Here is a 21,541-nt window from a genome sequence, read left to right on the forward strand (position 1 = left end):
TTCCTTCAGGCGGCAAGGGCAGGGGCTTGGGTCCGGCGCATCACGGCACCGGAGGCATCGAAGACATGGGCATCGGCGGGGTTGATCGCGACCGAGAGCTCCTCTCCCTCGCGGATCGGCGCATCGCCCGGAAGTGCTGCACAAAGCCGCTGACCGGAGGCGAGCATGCCATAGGTGATGGACACCCCGCCCAGCCGCTCCAGCACGCGGACCTTCATGGTCAGGCCCTGGCCAAGGTGCAGGTTCTCGGGCCGCATGCCGACCTCGACGCGGTCGCCCGGGGCCGCGCGCCCCTCGACCGGGAGCGTCATGCGGGGGCCGCCGTCGATGTCGACGGTCAGGCCGCTTGCATCCTGGCCCACGACCCTTGCGGGCAGGAGGTTCATGTTGGGCTGGCCGATGAAAGTGGCGACGAAACGGGTGGCGGGGTGGTGGTAGAGCTCCATCGGCGTGCCGAATTGCTCGACCCGTCCGGCGTTCAGGACAACGATGCGATGGGCCATGGTCATGGCCTCGACCTGGTCATGGGTGACATAGACCATGGTGGCGGAGAGGTCGCGGTGGAGCTGTGAAAGCTCGACCCGCATGTCGCCCCGCAAGGCCGCGTCGAGGTTCGACAGGGGCTCGTCAAACAGGAAAACCTTGGGGTTGCGCACGATGGACCGCCCGATGGCGACCCGCTGGCGCTGGCCGCCCGAAAGCTGGCCGGGCTTCAGATGCAGCTTGTCGGTCAGCTGCAGGATCTCGGCCGCCTTGCCGACCTTGGACTTCACCTCGGCCTCGGAGAGCTTGGCCACGCGCAGGGGGAAGGCGATGTTCTCAAAGACCGAGAGGTGGGGATAAAGCGCATAGCTTTGAAAGACCATGGAAATCCCGCGATCCACCGGGGCGAGGGCGCTCACGTCGGTGCCCCCGATCACGATCTGCCCCGAGGTCGCCTCTTCCAGCCCGGCGACGATGCGCAACAGGGTGGATTTGCCGCAGCCCGAGGGGCCGACGAAGACCACGAACTCCTTGTCGCGGATGGCCAGGTCGATGCCTTTCAGGACCGAGGCGGTGCCGAAGGACTTGGTGATGGAACGAAGGTCAAGCGTGGCCATGGGCAGCTCCGTCGAAAGGGGGATGGGGGCGGGGTCCGGCCCGGGGGGAGGGGGGGCGGCTGGCGCCCCCCCAGGTCACTTAGCGGACGGCGGCGAGCTCTTCGCCAGCCGTCGTCACCAGCTCGTCGACCGAGCCTTCGCCCAGCATGATGCCCTGCACCATGTTGGTGAAGACGGCCTGCAGCGCCTTGAAGTCTTCGACCATGGGCTCCGGCCCGCCGGTCGAGATGCCCGCGACGAAGATCGGCCAGCTGTCCTTGGTGTAGTAGACATCCGTCATCCCGGCCTTTTCATAGTCCAGGATCGGGGTCAGGCCCCAGGAGCTGTCGAGGTCATACTGCGCCTCGCCCGAGGTCAGGGCCTTGGCGAGCTTGATGGCCAGCTCTTCATGCCCGGTGCCCTTGAAGACGGCGAGCGAGTCGGTGATCAGGATGGTGCCCGAGGGGCCCGAGGGGCCAGCCGGGATCGGCGCGATCAGCTGGGTCGGAACCTTTTCGGCATGCTGGCCCTTGCCCCAGGGGCCGGTGACATACATGGCGATCTGGCCGTCGTTGAACAGGTCCTTCATCTGGTCCCGCTCCCACTCGGTCGGGCCGGCCTGCATATAGGGCAGGAGGTCCGCGTAAAGCTGCAGCGTCTCGCGGGTCTGCTGGCTGTCCAGCGCCGGCTTGCCCTCGGCATCGAAGACCGCCCCGCCGTTGGAGTAGAGGAAGTCGAGGAACATGTGCATCGTGTTGTCGAAATCCTTGCCGGCGATGCCGATGCCAGCGGCGTCGGTATTGTCGGTCACCTGCTTGGCCAGGGCCACCAGGTCAGCCCAGGTGGCAGGGGCCTTGCACTCGGCGCCAGCGGCCTGGATCACGGCGCAGTTCATATACAGCGCCTTGGTCGAGAAGGCATGCGGGATGCCCCAATACTGGCCGCCGTTGGTCACGGTCTTCAGGACGCCGGGCTGGAACATGGCCTCTTCCTCGGCGGTGAAGGTCACCGGGACGATCAGGTCATTGCCCGCCAGCTGGCGCAAAGTGCGCGAGCCCATATAGGCCAGCGAGGGCGGATCGCCCGCAGCGGCGAGCTGCATCGACTTGTCCTGGCAGGTGCCCCATTCGACGGCTTCCATCTTGACCGTCACGCCGGGATTGTCGGCCTGGAACTTGTCGATGACCTTCTGGTCGGCCGGGCGGACTTCGCCGCCGCACATGATGAAATGCAGCTCTTCAGCCTGGGCCGAGAGGGCCGTGCCGCCCAGCAGGGCCGCCGCCATGGTCAGGGTCTTGATATTCATTCTAGTCTCCCTTGGTTGCTGTCTGATGTCACTCTTTCACCGCGCCCGCCGTCAGACCGGCGACGAGGTATTTCTGCAGGAAGAGGAAGAAGAGCATGACCGGAAGCACACCCGTCAGGGCCGCCGCCATCATCTCGTTCCACGTCACGTCCTGGTATCCGACGAACTCGTAAAGCCCGGCCGGAAGGGGTTGGATTTCGCGCACATTGTTGAAGGTGATCGCAAAAAGGAATTGCTGCGCATAGGCCCCGATGAAGACCGAGGTCCCCACCACGATCAGCCCCGGCACGGCCAGCGGGATGACCACGCGGCGCAGCGTATACATCCGCGAGGCGCCGTCGACGAAAGCCGCCTCCTCCAGCTCGCGCGGGATTTTCTCCAGGTAAGACCGCAAGAGCCAGATGCCCGTGGGGATCAGGAAGGCCACGCCCGGGATGATGATCGCCCAGTAGGTGTTGAGCAGAGACAGCGACCGCAGCACCCGGTAAAGCGGGATCAAAAGCACCGCCCCGGTGAACATGTTGACGGCAAGGAACCCGCCCAGCGACAGGGCGCGGAAGGGGAACTCCAGCCGGGCATAGGCATAGGCCGCGGGCACGACGACCACCATGGTCAGGACCGTCACCGCCGTGGCAATGAAGATCGAGTTGAAGATGTAAAGCCCCAGGAGCGGCACGGTCTTCCACATGTCGCGATAGGCCTGCCAGGAGAAGTCATCGCTCCACCAGGTGAAATCGGCCGTCATCAGATGCGACATGGGGCGCAGCGAGACGCGGAACATCTCGATGAAGGGCATCAGGATGAACAGAAGGAAGACGAAGGTCGCCGCATAGACGCCGATCTTCTGCCAGATGGAAAGCCGCTCGATCAGCATGTCATTTCGCCCCGTAATGCCGGTTCACCCGGTTCAGGAAGTAAAGGTAGGCCAGCGAGAACATGGCCAGGAGCGCCACGATGACCACGGCCCGCGCAGCCCCCTCGCCGAAACGCTGGGAGGAGATCGCGACCTTGTAGGTGTCGATGATCAGGGTGGTCGTGGCCCCGCGCGGGCCGCCCTCGGTCAGGATCCAGATGATCTCGAAGGAGTTGAAGGTCCAGATCGCCGACAAAAGCGCCATCGAGACGATGACCGGCATGATCTGCGGAATGGTGATGCGGCGGAAGCGATACCAGCGGCCCGCGCCATCGACCCAGGCGGCCTCGTAAAGATCGCGGCTGACGCCCTGCATGGCGGCCAGGAAGAAGAGCGTCACCATGGGCGTGCCCACCCAGACATCGGTGACGATGGCCGCATAGAAGGCCGAGGTCTTGGTGGCCAGAAGCGCAATCTGGCCCTCGATCAGCCCGAACTCCTGCAAGAGCCCCGAGACCAGGCCGAAATAGCCGTTGTACATCCATTTCCAGCCGATGACGCCGATGGCCACCGGAATGACCCAGGGCGGCATGACCAGGATGCGAAAGAGCGCCTTGCCCGGGATCGCGGCGTTCAACAGCGTGGCCCCGATCAGGCCCACGATCAGCTTCAGGCTGACCGACAGGAACATCCAGTAGAAGGTCCGCCCCACCGTGTCGAAGAACTTGGGGCTGGAGAAGAGGTCGATGTAATTCTGCAGCCCGATATAGTTTTCGCCGCCCAGCGTGGCATCGGTGAAGGAGAGCCGGATGGTCTCGACCAGGGGCCAGGCCACGATGACCGCGATGAAGGCCAGTGCCGGCGAGATCAAAAGCCAGGCGAAGGCCGCGTCCGACAGGCCCCGGCGTTGTGCGGTCTGGATCGCAGGCGCGTCCGTCATGGTCATTCCTCTCCCGGTATGGGTTCCGCTTCGGGTTCCCTGTCCGGGGTCTGTGCCAGCCCCGAATCTCTCGTTACGGGAATGTTACCAAATCTTCTTCGCGATGCTACCTAATTAATACCAATCCGGCAGAATTTTTGCATCCACCGGATTTTCCGCTTGTTTTTATCCCGATTCAGGGGTCATCTACGGCAAGTGGTCTGGTTTACATCCGGGAAAGTAATACCAATATGGATGCGCCCTTCGCCCTGCAAACCTGGTATCGCGCCGACCGTGGCCCGCGCTACATGCAGCTGTCGCAGCATATCGCCGGGCTGATCCGCTCTGGCGCTTTGGAGCCCGGGACCCAACTCCCGCCCGAGCGTGACCTGGGCGACCTGGCCGAGGTTAGCCGGGTGACGGTTCGCCAGGCCGTGGCGCAACTGGTCGAAGAGGGGCTTCTCGAGCAGCGGCGCGGCGCGGGGACCTTCGTGCGCCCCCAGCCGCCCAAGATGGAGCAGTCGCTCTCCGCGCTTCTCTCCTTCACCGAATATATGCGGGCGCGGGGGATGACCTCGACCTCGCGCATCCTGCGGCGCGGGATATTCCTGCCCACGCCGGATGAGCAGGTGGCGCTGGGCCTTGCGGGCGCCACGCGGGTGGCGCGGGTGGACCGCATCCGCTCCGCCGATGGGGCGGCGATCGCGCTGGAATATTCCTCGCTGCCCCTGGATGTCCTGCCCGACCCCGAGGCGGTGGAGACCTCGCTTTACGACGTGCTGCGGGCGAGTGGCACGGCCCCCACCCGCGCCGTCCAGCGCATCAACGCCGTCAACATCGGCGCCGAGGAGGCGCGTCTCCTGAACCTCGCCCAGGGGACGGCGGTCCTGCGCGTCGACCGCACCGCCTATCTGCCCTCGGGCCGCCCCATCGAGTTCACGCGCGGCCTCTATCGGTCGGACATCTACGACTTCGTGGCCGAGCTGCGGCAAGAGCCCAACCCGTAAACCCCGGGGTATACCCCGGGCTACGCAGCGCGACGGTATCACCCATTCCCCGCCGCTTCGGGCTTGAGCCCCGGGGCCTCGACCCGAACAGCGCAAAGAGACCCGCCATGCACTTCACCGCCAAGATCCAAGGTTCCCACATCGCCTGCACGATCACCTCGGATCGGGCGCTGAAATCCCCCACCTTCTGCGCCTCGCTGATGGCGCCTGGAACCGTGATTGCCGGCGGCCATCTGACCCGGCAGGTCGCCGGATACCTCGAGGTCGCCCTGCCGGACCTGGCACCCGGCGAGCCCCATGAGCTGACCCTGGCGCATGAGAACCCCGGCTTCGTGCCGAGGAACCGTGCCTGGCTGCCGCTCGGCGCCTACCTGCGGACGCAACAGGGCCCGATCCAACTGCCGCCGCTGGAACAGGGCATCCGCCAGGCCGAGGCGCCCCGCGTGCCCGACCACCCGGGCCTGCGCCTGATCCCCCAGCCGCAGAGCTGGCACCCCGCCCCGGGCGAGACCCGGTTCACCACGCTCGACGCCAGCCATCCCGCCTTTGCCGCCGCCGATGCCCTGGCCCGCCGCCGGGGCATCGCGCCCCTCATCGGCCCCGGGCCCAGGGTCACCGTGACCCTCGACCCCGCGCTGCAAGACGACCACGAGATCACCATCGGCCCCGAGATCACGATCCGCGCGGGTAACGAGGCGGCTGTCTTCCACGCCGCCATCACCCTCCTGACCCTGCGCGAGACCCATGGAGCCCTTCCCCATGGCAACCTGCAAGACGGCCCCCGCTTCGGCTATCGCGGCCAGCATCTCGACTGCGCCCGGCATTTCTTCGCCGTCGAGACGATCCTGAAGCTCCTCGACCTCATGGCGCTCTTGAAGCTCAACCGCTTCCACTGGCATTTCGCCGACGACGAGGCCTTCCGGCTGCAAACCACCTCGACCCCCGAGATCTGGGAGAAGACCGCGCTGCGCGGCGAGGGCCATGCGGTGCCTTCCGTCTTCGGCGGCGGCATCTCCTCGGGGGGCAGCTATTCCAAGGCCGATGTGCAGCGCATCCTGACCCATGCCCAGGCGCTGCATATACAGGTCCTGCCCGAGATCGAGGTCCCCGCCCACAGCTTCTGCCTGAACCTCGCCCACCCGGGCCTGCAAGACCGCGCCGACAACCGTGCCGAGGTCTCGATCCAGGGCTACCGCGACAATATCGTGAACCCCGCGCTGCCCGAGACCTGGGCCTTCCTGGAACCCCTGGCGCTGGAGGTGGCAAGCCTCTTCCCGATGGGCATGATCCACCTCGGCGGCGACGAGCTGCCGCCCGACGCCTGGGCGGGCTCGCCGGAAGTGACGGCGCTGAAGGCGCGGGAGGGGCTTGCGACCCATCTCGACGTCCAGGGCTGGACCATGGCCAAGATGGCGGGATACCTGGCCCAGCACGGCATCCGCACCGCCGCCTGGGAGGAGGCCACGCGGGGAAACCAGGGCGGCATCGGCCATGACGCGCTGATCTTCTCCTGGACGGGGCAGGGCGAGGGGATACATGCCGCGCGCAAGGGCCACCAGGTCGTCATGTGCCCGGCGCAGAACACCTATTTCGACATTGCCCATAGCCCCGACCCCGAGGACTGGGGCGCGACCTGGGCGGGGATCACGCCGCTTGAGCAAGTGGTGAACTGGAAGCCCGTGCCAGACAGCGCTCCCGACATTGCCGACAAGGTCGCAGGCGTCGAGGGCTGTTTCTGGGGCGAATTCACCACGCAAGACGTCGAAATGGAACCCATGGTGGCGCCGCGCATCCTGGGCCTGGCCAACAAGGCCTGGGACCGCAGGGACAGCGTCGATGGCCCGAGCCTCCGCGCCCTGGCCCAGGCCTATGGGCCGCTGTTGGACCGCATCGGCTGGCAGCGGCACAGGGGGGGCGTGAACCCGGGGTATACCCCGGGTCTCCCCTGACCAAGCGCTGCGCTTTCCGCGTCGAGGTCCCGGGTCAAGCCCGGGACGGCGGGGAGAGGGGGGAAGGCTTGGGCCTTAAAGCCCCGCCTCGCGCGCGATCTCGGCGCGGCTCTTGCGCGCCCGCTCGGTCGCCGATTTCAGCTGCCCGCAGGCCGCCATGATATCCTCGCCCCGGGGGGTGCGGATCGGCGAGGCATAGCCCGCGTTGTGGATGATATCGGCAAAGGCATGGATCCGGTTGCCGCTCGACCGTTTATACGGCGCGCCGGGCCATTCGTTGAAGGGGATCAGGTTGACCTTGGCCGGGATGCCGTCCAGGAGCTTCACCAGCCGATGCGCGTCTTCCTTGCTGTCGTTCACATGGTCCAGCATGACATATTCGAAGGTGATCCGTTCGGAATTCGACAGGCCCGGATAGGCGCGCAGAGCCTCCAACAGCGTGGCGATGTTCCACTTCTTGTTCACCGGCACCAGCACGTCGCGGACCTCGTCCGTGGTCGCGTGGAAGGACACCGCCAGGAGACAGCCGATCTCGGTGGCGCAGCGGGCGATCTCGGGCACCACGCCAGAGGTCGACAGCGTGATCCGGCGGCGGCCAAGGGCGATGCCCTCGTCATCCATCACGACCTTCATCGCGTCGCGCACATTGTCGAAATTGTAAAGCGGCTCGCCCATGCCCATCAGGACGATGTTGGAGAGAAGCCGCACTTCCGGCTTGGGTTCCCCCTTGACCGGCCATTCTCCAAGGTCGTCGCGCGCCAGCATGACCTGGCCCACGATCTCTCCGGCGGTCAGGTTGCGCACCAGCTTTTGCGTGCCGGTGTGGCAGAAGGAACAGGTCAGCGTGCAGCCCACCTGGCTGGAAATGCAAAGCGTCCCGCGCCCCTCTTCGGGGATATAGACGACCTCGACCTCATGGCCGCCCGCCACCTTGACCAAGTATTTCCGCGTTCCATCCGAAGACACCTGCCGCGTCACGACCTCGGGCAGCTCGATCACGAAATTGTCCGCGAGCAGCTGGCGGTAATCCTTGGCGAGGTTCGACATCGCCATGAAGTCGCGGATGCCCCAGTAATAGACCCATTGCCAGACCTGGCCGAGCCGCATCTTGACCTGGCCCACCGGCGTGCCCGCCGCAATCAGCGCTTCCTTCAGCTGGTCGCGCGTCAGGCCGATGATGTTCAACTTCCCCCCCTCGGCCAGCTTGCGCGGCAGGGTCAGGACATCTTGCGTGATCGGGGCAGAAACTGGGGACTTGATGGGGGCGGTCATCGGCTCTCTCCGTGCAAGCGGTTCCTATAATTCAGGGCAAGGGAAAAAGAAAGCCGCTGGCTGGGGGGGCGGGCGCAAGGCGGCCTTGACCTGGCAGAGATGGTCACGCGGCCCGGGGCGCGGTTCGCGCGAAAACCATATGGCCATTCGTAAAAGAAACCTTGCCCCCCGATTGACAGGGGCGGGAGCGATTTGCCAAATGCGCCAAGGGTCAAGCTGGCGAAATCGCCAGTCGGTGCATGCTGGAAGGAATGTGACAGTGGCTGTTTTTACCTATGCGACGGCGGCGGAATTCAACTCTTATGACGTGCTGATCGGCGCCTCGATCCTGGCCACGGGACGCACCGCCACGAGCTTCAGCTATCAAAGCGCGACCCCCGGCGTCTTGATCACGGTCACGGGCACGGGCTTTACCTATGGCGCCACGGGCAAGCCCCTGACCGGGACCATCAGCCAGATCGTGGCAAGCGAGCCCAGCTGGGGCGGCACCTTCACCATTTCGGGCCTGTCGCTGGGCGTGGGCGTCATGGTCAACCAGCTCTTGGGCTTCTTCGGCGGCACGCCCTCGACCACGGCCCAGGCAGAGGCTTTCCAGGTGACGATCCGCGCGGGCAATGACACGGTCAACCACGTGGTCGACTATGGTCGCTCCATCGCGGGCTATCTCGGCAATGACCTGATCAACGATGGGGCGGGGGACAGCGGGCTTTATGGCGGCGTCGGCAATGACACGCTGAACGGCGGGGCGGGAGACGACCTCCTCGATGGCGGCGTCGGGGCTGACCGGCTGGATGGCGGGGCGGGGCTTGACCTTGTCTCCTGGCTGACCCTGGCGGCGGGCGTGCGGATGACCGGCAAGCTGGACCCGACCGGGACCTTCCTGGCCGAGGTCGTCACGGGCTCGGGCACCGACCAGGTCTACCGGGCAGAGCAATTCGAGCTGACCAATTACAACGACACGATGATCATCCAGCCGAACAGCGCGGCTCCGCCCCTGGTGGTCTGGGGCATGGATGGCAATGACTCGCTGGTCTCCAGCATGACGGGCACCACGCAGGACACGCTTTACGGCGGGGACGGTGATGACACCTTGCGCGGCGCCGATGTGGCAGATGGCGGCGACGGGCGCGACGAGATCACCGCGAATTACCTGGCCTTCTGGTCGGCCGACACGGCCTGGACCGGCATCCGTTACGATACGTCCTCGGGTGTCATCAATGACGGTTTCTTCAATTGGGAAAACAAGTCGAAAGCGCTGCTCGGGGTCTATGGCAGCAAGCTTGCCGACCAGATGACAGCCAGATCGATCGCGATGGAGTTCTACGGCAACGAGGGCAACGACACCCTGACCGGCGGCTGGTATGGCGACACGCTTTATGGCGGGGAGGGCAATGACTCGCTCAGCGGCGGATTGGAGGACGACGTGATCGGTGGCGGGGCCGGGGTCGATACGATCGACGGCGGCGCGGGCTGGGACGAGCTTGTGATGGACGACACCGACGTCACGGTCGGCGTGCGGGTCGATCTGGCGGCGGGACGGGTGCTGAACGACGGGTTCGGGTCCATCGAACAGGTCTCGGGCATCGAGGCGGTCTCGGGCACGATCCTTGGCGACACGCTTTTGGGCGATGCGCTCGACAATGTCTTCTGGGGCTTTTCGGGCAATGACTCGCTTGAAGGTCGCGGCGGCTGGGACGAGCTTTACGGCGGCCTTGGCAATGACACGCTCTGGGGCGGGGATGGCGATGACACGGTCATGGGCGGCAAGGGCCGAGATGCCATGGGGGGCGGTGCGGGCAATGACCTTCTGGCCTTCTGGAACGAGGATGACGGGGCCAAGCATGCGGTCTCGGTCAATCTCTCGCTGGCCTCGGGCCAGGTGCTGAAGGACGGCTATGGCAATGTCGAAACCGTCTTCGGCTTCGAGCAGGTGGCGGGGACGCTCTGGAACGACACGATCGTCGGCGGCTCGGGCAGCGACACGATCTGGGGCAACGAGGGCAACGACACGCTGCGTGGCTTCCTCGGCAACGACATCCTGATCGGCGGCGAGGGCAATGACCTTCTGTCGGGTGGCCAGGGCCAAGACGAGCTCTGGGGCTGGGAGGGTGTCGATACCCTGGAGGGACTGTCCGGGGCCGATCTCTTTGTCCTGAACAGCACGGGGGCGGATGTCGTCCTGGACTTCGCGGCGGGCGTGGACGAGCTGCAGCTTTGGCGTTTCGCCTCCGACCTGGGCCTGGATGCCTATCTGGCTGCGGCGCGGTTCGGCTCCGGGGCCGGGATGACCTCTGCGGCGACGACCCTGCAGCGCGTGGTTTACAACACGACGACCGGGGATATTTACATCGACAGCGACGGGCTTGGCGGCATTGGGTCGGTGCTGGTTGCGCGGCTGACCAACCTGGCCGCGCTGACGGCCTCCGATATCTGGATCGGCTGAGCCAGTTCAGCCGGGGGCCATGGCGCCCCCGGTCCTGCCAGAGCCGCGTCCAATCCCGGAAGCAGCCACCTGATCCCCCGCCCCCGAAGGGACGAGGCCGCAAAAGGAAGCCCGAATGGCCACCGTCACCATCGGAGTCGACATCTCCCTGATCACCGGCAACGTGCAGGACCTCGTTACTGGCACATTCGTCCTGGACAATGGCGTCCATGGCATGTCCTGGACGACCGCCGCCGGTGGGACGGTCAGGTTGTGGGGCAACAGCTTCACGTTCAAGGATGGGGTGCCGCTGTCGGGCAATGTGAGTGGGGTCGCGATCCGGCCCGCCGGGGCCGAGAACGGCGTGCTGATAACCTTTCCCATGCCCTACCTCAGTCTGGCCCAGCTCTTGCCCAGCCTCGGGGTCGTGGGCGGCACAAGGACGGGCCCGACCGATGGCGCGGCCTTCCTGCAAAAGATCTTCGCCCAGGGCGATGTGGTGTCGGGCGCCTATTCCCAGGATCTGGGCCTGCATGGCTTTGGCGGGAACGACACGCTGCAGGGCGAGGCGGGCAACGACTGGCTCTTTGGCGGGGCGGGCGACGACCTCTTGATGGGGGATTCCGACCGCAGGACCAATGTCTCGCCCTGGGATGGCATCGCCTATGACTTCGAGACCGGAACTCGGGGCATCGTGGTCACGATGCTTGACCACGGCGCCACCTTGGCCATCCGCGACCAGTTCGGCGGCTATGACAAGGCCACCGATATCGAGATGATCTCGGCCAGCGCCTGGGCCGACAACATCCATGTCGCCGAGTCGCAATACAAGCTGGGCATGAAGCTTTGGGGCAATGCGGGCAACGACCGCATCACAGCGACCCTGGGACCGGACACGATCTATGGCGGGACCGGGGACGACACCCTGGCGGGCTCGGGCGGGGAGGATGTTTTCGACGGCGGGGCGGGACGCGATACCTTTGTGGGCGATGTGCCGCACCTGCTGTTCGTGACCGCCGATCACGGGGTCTCGGTCCAGACCTTCAATGCCACCGGGCAAATCCTGGACGACGGCTTCGGCAATGTCGAGACCGCCTCCGGGATCCTGACGGTCGAGGGCTCGCGCTTTGGCGACCGGATCTTTGGCAATGCCAAGTCCAACGGCTTTTGGGGCGGACTTGGCCATGACACGATGGATGGCGGCTTCGGCGACGATTTCCTCTCGGGCGAGGGGGGCAACGATTTCCTGACCGGCAATGCGGGCAACGACACCTTGGCCGGCGGGCGCGGGGTCGATACCCTTGCCGGGGGGCTTGGCATCGACGTGCTGTCTTTTGATGGGGTGGACAAGTCCGGCCATGGCGTGGTCCTGGAACTGTCGCGGATCAGGGGCCAGGTCCTTGATGACGGCTACGGCGCGACCGAGACCATCCAGGGCTTCGAGATCATCCTGGGCAGCCGCCATGGCGACCAGATGTCCGGCACTCCGGGGGCCGAGACGCTGTGGGGCGCGGGTGGGGCCGACAGCCTGTCCGGCTTCCAGGGCGACGACCTCTTGTTCGGCGGGGCAGGGGCCGACCGCTTGCTGGGCGGGGCGGGCAATGACCGGCTCGAGCCCGGGACGGGCGGCGGGCGCATCGATGGCGGGCTGGACTGGGACATCCTCAGCTTCTTCCGCCCCGGCGAGACCCTGACAGCCGGGATCGACATCGACCTCGCCCTCGGGCTCTTGCGCAACGACGGCACGGGCAAGACGGCCTCGGTCGCGGGCATCGAAGAGGTCTGGGGCACCGGGATGCCGGACCTGATCACGGGCAGCGCCGGGGATGACAGCCTCTGGGGCGGCGCCCACAACGACACGCTGAACGGCGGGGCGGGGAACGACACGCTGGACGGCGGGCTTGGCGACTATGACAAGCTGACCGGCGGAGCAGGGGCCGATACTTTCTCGCTGCTCGACGCCTTTGCCCAGGGCCGGCCGACTTTCCTGGACTTCGTCCATGGCGAAGACCGGATCGAGCTGCCCTTCTGGCTGGAGGGCCTGCCTTCGGGCGCGCTTGATCCGTCGCATTTCATGGTCTGGGACGGCTTCCCCAATGCGCCCGTGCCGAAGAACGGCGCGCAATGGGTGCTCTTCAACAGCACGACCAAGGAACTCATGATCGACCCCGACGGGTCAGGCAACGACTGGGGCGCCAAGACGGTCGCGATTGTTCACACCGACCTCTTGACCGCCTCTGACATCTTCCTGATCGGCTGAGGCCCGGGGCCCTTACTTGCAGCGCTTGGAGGCCTCGCCCACGGCGGCGGAAAAGCCCGAGAGGCTGAAGGTGTCCTTGGTCTGCGTGCCCTTGCCGGACCGTGCCACCAGGACGGCGGTCGAGCCCTTTTGCATCGCGGCCAAGAGCTTGGCGTCATCGGCCGGAGAGCCCGCCCAGGCCCATTCGCCCTGCGTCACCATCTTGAAGGAATTGCCGTCGATCGTGACATCGACATTGGACCCTTCGGCAAAAGTATAGCCGCCGGTGAAGGAGACCTCGCCGGGCTGGCCCGGACGATAGGTGATGTAAAGCAGGATATCGGACCGCTTGACGGTCACTTCCTTGCCATCGCGGGTGTTGACCGTGGATTGCGGCTTGGAGACGCCCCAGCATTCGACGGGATCCGTCTCGGCAAAGACGCTCCAGGCGGTCTTGGAGGCCACCACGTTGTCGGACGTCTGCGCCAGCGCTCCGCCCGCCGCCAGGGCCAGCACGAGGCCTGCCACAGAACGCATCTTCCAGTTCGTCATCCTAGAACCTCCAGCCTCGGCCCCGCCCGGACCCTTGAAAAGGGGTTTTTCCTGTGGCGCGGGATTACATCACTCGATAGGTGATGTGGTAGCGAAAAGGTGCGGCCTGCGAAAGCCCCATGGGCCGCCCGAGGGCGTAAAATCGCTGAGAGCGAGGGAAAATGGCGGGAAACAACCAAGCGGAACGGATGATCGAGGTTTGGCGTGGGGGCTTGCTGGAGAGCTACCATGCAGGACATGCGGTGATTTGCGATGACAAGGGCGAGGTGATCGAGGCCTGGGGCGATCCCGGCGCCGTGGTCTATCCGCGCTCTTCGGCCAAGATGCTCCAGGCCCTGCCGCTGATCGAGACGGGCGCGGCCGATGCCTTCGGGCTGAAGGAGGCGCAACTGGCCTTTGCCTGCGCCAGCCACATCGGCCAGGGGTTTCATGTGAAGATGGCCGAGGCCTGGGTCAAGGGCCTGGGGCTCTCCGAGGCCGATCTGCGCTGCGGGGCGCATGAGCCCAGCGACAAGATCGAGCGCGACCGGCTGATCGCCGCCGGAGAGCGCCCCTGCCAGTTCCACAACAATTGCTCGGGCAAGCATTCGGGCTTCCTGACCGTGACCAAGCACCTTGGCGCCGGTCCGGAATATGTCGAGATCGACCATCCGCTGCAGAAGGCCATCGTCCAGGCCATGGCGGAAGTGACGGGCGAAGAGGCGGCGGGCTGGGGCGTCGATGGCTGCTCGGCGCCGAATTTCGCGCTGACGGTTGCCGGGATGGCGCGGGCCATGGGCCGCTTTGCGGGGGCGAGCGGAGAGGGCGATGCGCGTGACCGGGCGATGTTCCGGCTCGCTTCCGCGATGCGGGCCTTCCCCGAGATGGTCTCGGGCGATACCGGGGCCGATACCGAGCTGATGCGGGCCATGGATGGCCGCGTGGCGCTGAAGGGCGGGGCCGAGGCCTATCACATCGCGATCATCCCCGAGCTCAAGCGCGGGATTGCGCTGAAGATCGTCGATGGCGGGGCCAGGGCCTCGGATGCGGTGATGGTGGCTTTGCTGGTGCGGCTCGGGGTGCTGGACGCCAACCACCCGGCGGCGAAGAAGCGGCTGAACGCGGTGCAGAAGAACTGGCGCGGCATCGAGACCGGGGTGCTGAAACTGGCGGAAGGGTTCCTGTAAGGGGGCCCTGCCGACTGCGCCCTCCGGTCATGGGCTGCTTCCCGGGGCTCTGCCGACTGCGGGGTTATCCTTGCGGATCGCCTCCGTCCTTGCGGACCCCCAAAGCATCGAAAGCCCCCTGCCGTCCTGGCGGGGGGCTTCCTGCTGCGGTCAGGGGTCGGGTGGTCTGGGTGGGGGCTTCGTCCACCCGGCCTGATCCTGTCCTGGGCCCTGTTTGCCCCAGATTCGTGGCGGGCTCGTGACGCAGGCGTGGCCTTTCTGCGGGCGAGGCGCTTTGCCTGTGGAGAAGTCGGTCTCTCGAGAGGCTCCGCCCCTTTGTGACGCGGCCCAAGGCTGCGGTCCCCGGGCGCCCCTTCTGTCTCCTGGCGCTTGCGGAGCGGGCCCACTGCATCCGCTTCAGGGGATCAAGACGCACAGCGCCCTGTCCCCTGCGTCTTGATTTGTAAAGCTCCTGCGATAATCTTGTGACATGAACGCGCCCACGCCCCTTCCCCTGCCCTCGCCCGAGGTCGTCTGTTTCGACCGGCGCGAGTTCGGCGCGATCTTCTCGGTCTACGGGCGGCAAGTCGCGGCGGGTGAATGGCGCGATTACGCGCTCAGCACCGGGCGCGAGGTGGCGGTCTTTGCCATCTTCCGCCGCGCCGCCGAAGTGCCGCTTTACCGCATCGAAAAACGGCCAGAGCTGCGGGCAAGACAGGGCATGTTCGCGGTCCTTGGCCAGGACGGCAGGGTCCTGCGCCGGGGCCATGACCTGGCCCAGGTGCTGCGTGTGCTGGAAAAGCCGGTGCGGCCGGTGGACTGACGGCCAATTCGTCCCAAACATCGTCCCGACGCAGGCCCAAGCCCTGCTTCACATCCCGTCAGCCCGGAAATACCGAAAGCCTCCAGGCCCCCCCCCCGTTTTCGGGCCCCGACGTCCCAGGCCAGACCCCGGCCCCCCGCCTTTCATCTTTTCACAAATATCCCGGGGGGAGCGCAGCGGGGGGCAGCGCCCCCCTCCCGAGGCGCAGCCGAGACATGGGCTTGGCCGCAGGCCTCCGCCTGGTTCAGACGCGGCGGTGGCCCGAGGGGCTCAGGCCCTCGGCGGCTTCGACCCGGGCGATGCAGGCGGCGATGGGCTCGTAGGTCACGGCCATGCGGTGGCCATTGGCGTGGATCAAAAGGCTCTCTCCGACCGCCATCGCGACATGACCCTTCCAGAAGATCAGGTCGCCGCGTTGATAGGGGCCCGAGGCCTCGGGCAGGGCGGCCATCTGAAGGTCGGAATCGGCGGGCAGGCTCACCCCGCAGGCGTGCCAGGCCAGCTGCACCAGGCCCGAACAATCGATCCCCGCCCGGGAATTGCCGCCCCAAAGATAGGGCGAGCCCAGAAGGCTTTCGGCGACCGAGACCGGATCGGAGAGCCAGCGCCCGATCGGCAAAAGATGGACCATGGGGACGAAGCCCTGCGGCGTCTCTGCAAAGGCGCCCGTCTCGCCGGTCACCGTCACCCGCGCTCCCATGGGCAGGGCCGCGATCTCGGGCGCCTGGACCTTGGGGCCGGAGTAGAGATGGCTGCCGGGCACCGCCACCCAATGCGTGGGCTGCGGCCCCTCGGCCACCGCAGCCTCGGGCAGCCAGCCGCAATAGCCGTCCTTCTGCGCCTGGCCGAAGACGAAGCCGCCCTCGCGGTCGATGACGGTAAAGCGCTCGCCCAGCCAGAGCTGGCGTTCGCGCGGGCCTTGAGGCGCCCGCAGCAGGTCCACCAGCGGCAGGGTGATGCGCAGGCTTTGCCCCTCGGTCAGGGGCAACTCGGTCTGGCCTGCCAGGCTGGCATGGGCGATGCGGGCGGTGGCGGGGGTGAGGCGGCGGTCCAACTCACACCCCCCACAGGCCTTGCACGGCGCCAAGGACCGCCCGGGCGCCCTGGCCCACGGCGCCTTTCGGGCGGGCGGGCAGGTCCGAGGGCGAATGGGCGTAAAGGTCGAAATGCAGGTAAGGCCGCTGATCGGTGAAGCGCCGCAGGAACAAGGCCGCCGTGACCGAGCCCGCAAAGCCATAGCCCGGGGCATTGTCCAGATCGGCAATCCCGGGCTCGATCACGCTTTCATAGGCGTCATGGAAGGGCAGCCGCCAAACCGGGTCGAAGCCCTTGACCGCGCCCGCTTCCAGCGCGGCCATGACTGCCGCGTCATCGGTGTAATAGGGCGCAAGATCCGGCCCCACCGCCACCCGCGCCGCCCCCGTCAGCGTCGCCATCGAGACCAGAAGGTCGCTCTCCTCCTCGCAGGCCCAGGCCAGCGCATCGCCCAGGATCAGGCGGCCCTCGGCATCGGTGTCATTGACCTCGACCGTCAGCCCCTTGCGGGAGGTCAGGATGTCCTTGGGGCGCAAAGCATTGCCGGAAATCGCATTCTCCACCGAGGGCACGATGACCCGCAGCCTGATCTTCAGCCCCAGGGTCATGATCATATGGGCAAGCCCCATGACCGTGGCGGCGCCCCCCATGTCCTTCTTCATCAGCTGCATGCCGTTTGAGGGCTTGATGTTCAGCCCGCCCGTGTCAAAGCAGACCCCCTTGCCGACCAGCGTCAGGGCGGGGCCCTCCGCCCCCCAGCGCAGCTCCATGATGCGGGGCGCGCGGTCGGGCGCTGCGGCGCGGCCCACGGCATGGACCATCGGATAGCCGGGCAGCAGGTCATCCCCCACCACGGCCTGGAAGCTGGCGCCATGCCGCGCGGCCAGATCGGCGAAGGCCGCTTGGAGCTGGGCGGGACCCATGTCCTGGGCGGGGGTGTTGACCAGGTCGCGGGTCAGGTATTCGCCTTCGGCCATGGCGAGGAGCCTGGCCGCATCGACGCCCTCGGGGGCAACCAGGAGCGCGCCCGCCCGGCCCTTGGCGCGGTAGCAGTCGAAACGATAACCCTGCAGCAGCCAGGCGAGGACGGCTTCTTCGCGCTCGGCAGGGGTGAGGTCTCCCTGAAGGGTCCAGGCGCCCTCGGGCAGGGCGGCGATGGCCTTGGCCAGGCCAAAGCGCTGGCGCCGCCGAGCCTGGGCGCTGCCCAGCCCCGCCACGGCGCCCAGGATCCCCCCGGGGCCGGGCAGAAGCCGCAGCTCTCCAAGCCCTGCCTCGAAGCCCGAGGCCCGGAGCCAGTCGCGCTGCGGATGGGTTTCGGACAGGGCGGGCCAGTCCTCGGCGCGGATCACGGTCAGGTTCAGGGCCTGGGCCTCGGCAGGGGCGAAACGGGGCTGGGTCAGGGGATAGGTCATGAGGGTCTCCGGTCTGGACCGGAGCCTAATTCAACCCGCGCGCCCCGGCTAGGATGGAATTTGCCGGAAATTCCCCCTTGGGCCGGGCGCAGCCGGGCCCAAGACCCAGCGTCGGATGTCGCGGCCAAGTCGCAAAGGGCCCTTGGCCGCGCCGCGTGGCCCGGGGTAAACCCCGGGTGGCCCAAGGGTCACGCCCAAGGCCCATTGGGGCAAGACCCGGGGATTACCCCGGGCTACGCAGCGCGAACCGAGCGCCTTCAGACCACCGTCTGATCGGCGATGCAATCCTGCGCCAGGGAGCGTTCCGCCACCCGCAGAAGCCGCGCCCAGACGGCGGCAAATGCCGTGGGGTCCGCCCCTTCAAGACAGTCGCGCACATCGCCCGCCACGGCGCCGAGGCTGATCATGCCGATGTTCTCGGCCATGCGCTGAAGGCGGCGGAGCTTGCGGCCAAGGTCCTCGAGGTCATGGGCCTGCACCTGCGCGGCCAGGCTTGCCATGGTGATCGCCAGCTCGGTCAGGGCCCGTGTCACGACCTGTTCGGCCGAAGAGGTCCCGAGGTTGCGGTAGATCGTCGCAATCGGCTCGACGCTTTGGCGCACCCGCTCCTTCGGCCGCAAGGTGAAGACATTGTTGCCAGTCCGTTTGTCCAGGGTTGTTTCGCCCAAAGTCATGTCCCATCTCCGTTCACACACCCAGGGCCGAAATTGCGCCGCCTTGCTTTAGAATTGGTTGCGGGCGGGCTTGGGCTGCGCGGGGAAATGCGCAAGATTCCTCTCGAAGTTGCTGCGATTGCAGCCTATCAGGGGGGAACCGCCAAGGAGCCTTGCCCGAGGAGCTTGCATGGAATACGCCAGACCCCTTCCCGCTTACCTGGTCAGCCGCTTTCAGGGCTGGCGAGCCACGACCTACCAGGAAAACCGCGCCTGGTATCGCAGGTTGGCCGAGAAGGGCCAGCATCCCCGTGCCATGGTGATCTCGTGCTGCGACAGCCGCGTGCATGTGACCTCGATCTTCGGGGCGGATGAGGGGGAGTTCTTCATCCACCGCAACGTGGCGAACCTGGTGCCGCCCTATAACCCGGATGGCGAGTATCACGGGACCTCGGCCGCGGTGGAATATGCGGTGACCTCGCTGGGGGTGGCCCATATCGTGGTGCTGGGGCATTCGTCCTGCGGCGGGGTGAAGGGCTGCGACGACATGTGCTCGGGCCATGCGCCGCAACTGTTGGAGAAATCGTCCTTCGTGGGCCGCTGGATGGACATCCTGCGCCCGGGGTTCCAGCGCGTGGCCCATCTGCCCGACGGTGAGCGCATCCCGGCGCTGGAGCGCCAGGCGGTGCTGGTGAGCCTTGAAAACCTCATGACCTTCCCCTTCGTCGCCAAGGCGGTCAAGGAAGACATGCTGACCCTGCATGGGCTTTGGAACAACACGGGCGAGGGGCTCTTGGAGCAATACGACGCCCAACGCGGTTTCATCGCGGTCTGAAGGGGCGCCCCCGGAAACGGCGGGGTTCAGCGCCCGTCTGTCAGTCGGCGGAGCGCCGGGTTTCATATGGGGGCAGGGCTGGCAGTCGGCAGGGCCCGGAGTGCGGAGCGGCGATCCGGGGAAGCCTTGGGGCGAAGCGCTGGGCCGAAGCTTGGACCGGTCACAGCTGGCGTCCCGCGCGCCCTCCTCCGGACAGGGTGCGCTCGGGCAAAGCCCTCGCGCCGCCCGGCGGGGGTGGCGCGCTCACGCGCGCCACGCTTGGGTCTTGGTGGCCGCCCGGCTTATTGCAGCTCTTGCGGCTTATTGCAGCTCTTTGCCCTCGGGCCAGGAGAGCGTCGTGGTCAGGGCGATCTCCTTCGTCTCCTTTGCGCCAAGGTCGAAATCCCAGGCCAGGAGGCCGCGTTGGCCTTCGGGATTCTCTTCCGTGGCCGCCGGATTGGCCTCGTAAGTCACCTTCAGCTCTTCCTGTTCGGAATAGGGCACCTGGTCCATCAGGCGGACCTTCCAGGCCTCCTCCGTCAGGTTCTCGATCTTCAGGACCGCCTTCTCCTGCCGCTCGGTCGAGGTGGTGAAGACCCCCCGGTCGCCGGTCATGGTCTCGGGCATCTCGCGCGTGAGCTTGAGCCCCGGGATCGCGCCGAAACCGAGCTTCGTCTTGTCGCCGGGCGCCAGGGAGGCCAGGTCGGTCTGCCCGGTCAGCATCCCGTCGCGGTACAGGAAAGCCGTCCCGGGCAAGAGGATATCGGCGCCGGAGTTGGTGATCTCGGCTTGCAGGAAGGCGGTCTGGTCGTAGCGCGGCACGGCAAGCGCCAGGATATCGGCGGGCAGGCTCTGGCTGTCGAGCGCGAGGCGCAGGTCCTCGACGCCGTTGGCCAGGTCCACCGGGACGGGGTAGTGATAGGTCACCGTGTCGCCCTGGAACTGGATGCCTGCTGACATCATCGAGCGCGCCTCGACGGCGGGGGCGACGGCCTCCATGATTGCCCCTGCCATGGCCTCCTCATCCATGGTCGCGTCGCTTTGCTTGGCGAGTTCCGCCGGGTCATAGACCTGCCGCAGTTCGGGCCAGAGGTTGCTCGCCTGGGCCTGTTGCCCGGGCTGCGCGGTGGAGAGGGTGAGGTCGACGCCCGTCCAGTCCTCGCCGGAATACTGGGTGACGAGGAGGCCGCGATCCAGCGTCACCGTGCCCGCCTTGCGGTCGAGACGCAGGTCATAGACCGGGCGCCATGAGGTGTCGGAGACGAAATGCTTGACCGTCACATGGCCCTCGCCGCCCTTGGCGGTTACGGCGACAGTCAGGGCGGCGCGGTCCTCGGCGCCCTGGGCGAGGGCGGCTTCCGCCTCTTGCGCAGCGGTCAGGGCCTCCTGCGCCTTGGCCAGGGCCTCGGTGGCGGCGGGCAGGTCGGCCCCTGCTGCGATGGCGGCCTCGCGGGCGGCGAGGACCTTGGCGGCCACCATGTCGGAGATCGCGGTCAGGCTCTCGGCGCTTTGGCCCGCGGCATCGAGTTTCAGACCCGAGAGGAGGGCGATGGCGGCATTCTGCGCCTCGATCCTGGCGTTGACCGAGGCGAGGGCGGATTGGGCGGCGTTAAGTGCGGTCTCGGCCTCTTTGACCTTGGCCTTGGCGGCCTTGGTGGCCTCGGATTCCGGGGCCTCGGAGGGGGGCAGGCGGTCGGTGCGGAGCGCGAATGCGCCGAGGTCGGTGTCGGGGGAGGCGAGGCGCAGGTAGGTGGTTTCGGTGTCGATGGGCAGGTCGGTGATCACCAGGTCATGGGCGCCTGCGGTTGCGGTGAAGGTGACCTCGCGCGTGACCTCGGCGCCCATGGGATAGATCGTGACGGCGGTGATGCGGGAGGTTGCGGCGATCTGGTCGGCCCAGGCGGGGGCCGTGAGCAGGAGGGCGGCGATCAGGGTGAGACGGGGGGGCAAGCGGGTCATGAAATCCTCCGGGGCTATGGCGCGAGGGTAGGGGAGGTGCGGGGCCTGGGCAAGGGTGGGGTGGGGCGATGGGCGGGAGGTGGCCGGGGGGAGGGCGCTGAG

17 protein-coding genes are annotated in these 21,541 nt (G+C 66.8%); 7 read left to right on the top strand and 10 right to left on the bottom strand.

The features are described from left to right. Positions 1–5: 5 nt before the first annotated feature. The 4 genes from GV832_RS10940 to GV832_RS10955 form a co-directional block, all read right to left on the bottom strand. Positions 6–1,100 (bottom strand): ABC transporter ATP-binding protein, encoded by a 1,095-nt coding sequence (locus GV832_RS10940; protein ID WP_168774893.1) that lies wholly within the window; start codon positions 1,098–1,100, stop codon positions 6–8. Between the two features lie 79 nt (positions 1,101–1,179). Continuing rightward, entirely contained in the window at positions 1,180–2,385 is a 1,206-nt protein-coding gene (locus tag GV832_RS10945) for an ABC transporter substrate-binding protein (protein ID WP_168774894.1), read from the bottom strand. A gap of 28 nt (positions 2,386–2,413) precedes the next feature. Further along, positions 2,414–3,259 carry a carbohydrate ABC transporter permease gene (locus tag GV832_RS10950; protein ID WP_227754373.1) on the bottom strand — a complete coding sequence of 282 codons (846 nt, stop codon included), beginning with the start codon at positions 3,257–3,259 and terminating at the stop codon, positions 2,414–2,416. A 1-nt stretch (position 3,260) separates the two neighbouring features. Further along, the gene (locus GV832_RS10955) at positions 3,261–4,184 is read right to left on the bottom strand and encodes a carbohydrate ABC transporter permease (protein ID WP_265332510.1); all 924 of its coding nucleotides are present in this window, start codon (positions 4,182–4,184) and stop codon (positions 3,261–3,263) included. A gap of 224 nt (positions 4,185–4,408) precedes the next feature. On the opposite strand from GV832_RS10955, the gene GV832_RS10960 reads away from it, so the two are divergent. Together GV832_RS10960 and GV832_RS10965 are read left to right on the top strand one after the other, a co-directional pair. Further along, complete coding sequence (locus GV832_RS10960) at positions 4,409–5,164, top strand: GntR family transcriptional regulator (protein WP_168774895.1); 756 nt, start codon at positions 4,409–4,411, stop codon at positions 5,162–5,164. Between the two features lie 107 nt (positions 5,165–5,271). Next, positions 5,272–7,113, top strand: coding sequence for a family 20 glycosylhydrolase (locus tag GV832_RS10965; protein ID WP_168774896.1), 1,842 nt, complete (start codon positions 5,272–5,274; stop codon positions 7,111–7,113). A 75-nt stretch (positions 7,114–7,188) separates the two neighbouring features. On the opposite strand, the gene rlmN is transcribed toward GV832_RS10965, so the two are convergent. Further along, positions 7,189–8,385 carry a dual-specificity RNA methyltransferase RlmN gene (gene rlmN, locus GV832_RS10970; RefSeq protein WP_168774897.1) on the bottom strand — a complete coding sequence of 399 codons (1,197 nt, stop codon included), beginning with the start codon at positions 8,383–8,385 and terminating at the stop codon, positions 7,189–7,191. Between the two features lie 253 nt (positions 8,386–8,638). Between rlmN and GV832_RS22430 the strand changes: the two genes are divergently transcribed. Both GV832_RS22430 and GV832_RS10980 read left to right on the top strand, forming a co-directional pair. Continuing rightward, the gene (locus GV832_RS22430) at positions 8,639–10,828 is read left to right on the top strand and encodes a calcium-binding protein (protein WP_354001952.1); all 2,190 of its coding nucleotides are present in this window, start codon (positions 8,639–8,641) and stop codon (positions 10,826–10,828) included. 115 nt (positions 10,829–10,943) lie between these two features. Next, entirely contained in the window at positions 10,944–13,067 is a 2,124-nt protein-coding gene (locus GV832_RS10980; protein ID WP_168774899.1) for a calcium-binding protein, read from the top strand. A 12-nt stretch (positions 13,068–13,079) separates the two neighbouring features. Here the strand turns inward: GV832_RS10980 and GV832_RS10985 are convergent, their stop codons facing one another. Continuing rightward, on the bottom strand, positions 13,080–13,598 hold the full coding sequence (locus GV832_RS10985) for an invasion associated locus B family protein (protein WP_168774900.1): 519 nt from the start codon (positions 13,596–13,598) through the stop codon (positions 13,080–13,082). 188 nt (positions 13,599–13,786) lie between these two features. Between GV832_RS10985 and GV832_RS10990 the strand changes: the two genes are divergently transcribed. Beyond that, the gene (locus tag GV832_RS10990; RefSeq protein WP_168774901.1) at positions 13,787–14,764 is read left to right on the top strand and encodes an asparaginase; all 978 of its coding nucleotides are present in this window, start codon (positions 13,787–13,789) and stop codon (positions 14,762–14,764) included. Between the two features lie 469 nt (positions 14,765–15,233). Further along, a complete protein-coding gene (locus GV832_RS10995) occupies positions 15,234–15,566 on the top strand; it encodes a DUF2794 domain-containing protein (RefSeq protein WP_168774902.1) in 333 nt (110 codons plus the stop codon). Positions 15,567–15,810: 244 nt separating this feature from the next. Here the strand turns inward: GV832_RS10995 and GV832_RS11000 are convergent, their stop codons facing one another. From GV832_RS11000 to GV832_RS11010, 3 genes are all read right to left on the bottom strand, one after another. Beyond that, positions 15,811–16,620, bottom strand: coding sequence for a C40 family peptidase (locus GV832_RS11000; RefSeq protein WP_168774903.1), 810 nt, complete (start codon positions 16,618–16,620; stop codon positions 15,811–15,813). A gap of 1 nt (position 16,621) precedes the next feature. Next, positions 16,622–18,013 (bottom strand): leucyl aminopeptidase family protein, encoded by a 1,392-nt coding sequence (locus GV832_RS11005; RefSeq protein ID WP_168774904.1) that lies wholly within the window; start codon positions 18,011–18,013, stop codon positions 16,622–16,624. Between the two features lie 257 nt (positions 18,014–18,270). Further along, positions 18,271–18,687: a hypothetical protein gene (locus GV832_RS11010; RefSeq protein ID WP_168774905.1), complete on the bottom strand. Its 417-nt coding sequence runs from the start codon at positions 18,685–18,687 to the stop codon at positions 18,271–18,273. A gap of 169 nt (positions 18,688–18,856) precedes the next feature. Between GV832_RS11010 and GV832_RS11015 the strand changes: the two genes are divergently transcribed. Further along, the gene (locus GV832_RS11015; protein ID WP_168774906.1) at positions 18,857–19,501 is read left to right on the top strand and encodes a carbonic anhydrase; all 645 of its coding nucleotides are present in this window, start codon (positions 18,857–18,859) and stop codon (positions 19,499–19,501) included. 300 nt (positions 19,502–19,801) lie between these two features. Here GV832_RS11015 and GV832_RS11020 read toward each other — a convergent pair whose 3' ends face one another. Next, on the bottom strand, positions 19,802–21,439 hold the full coding sequence (locus tag GV832_RS11020) for a DUF4139 domain-containing protein (RefSeq protein ID WP_168774907.1): 1,638 nt from the start codon (positions 21,437–21,439) through the stop codon (positions 19,802–19,804). Positions 21,440–21,541 lie beyond the last annotated feature (102 nt).

The organism is Stagnihabitans tardus, assembly GCF_009925085.1.
Classification (GTDB): domain Bacteria; phylum Pseudomonadota; class Alphaproteobacteria; order Rhodobacterales; family Rhodobacteraceae; genus Stagnihabitans; species Stagnihabitans tardus.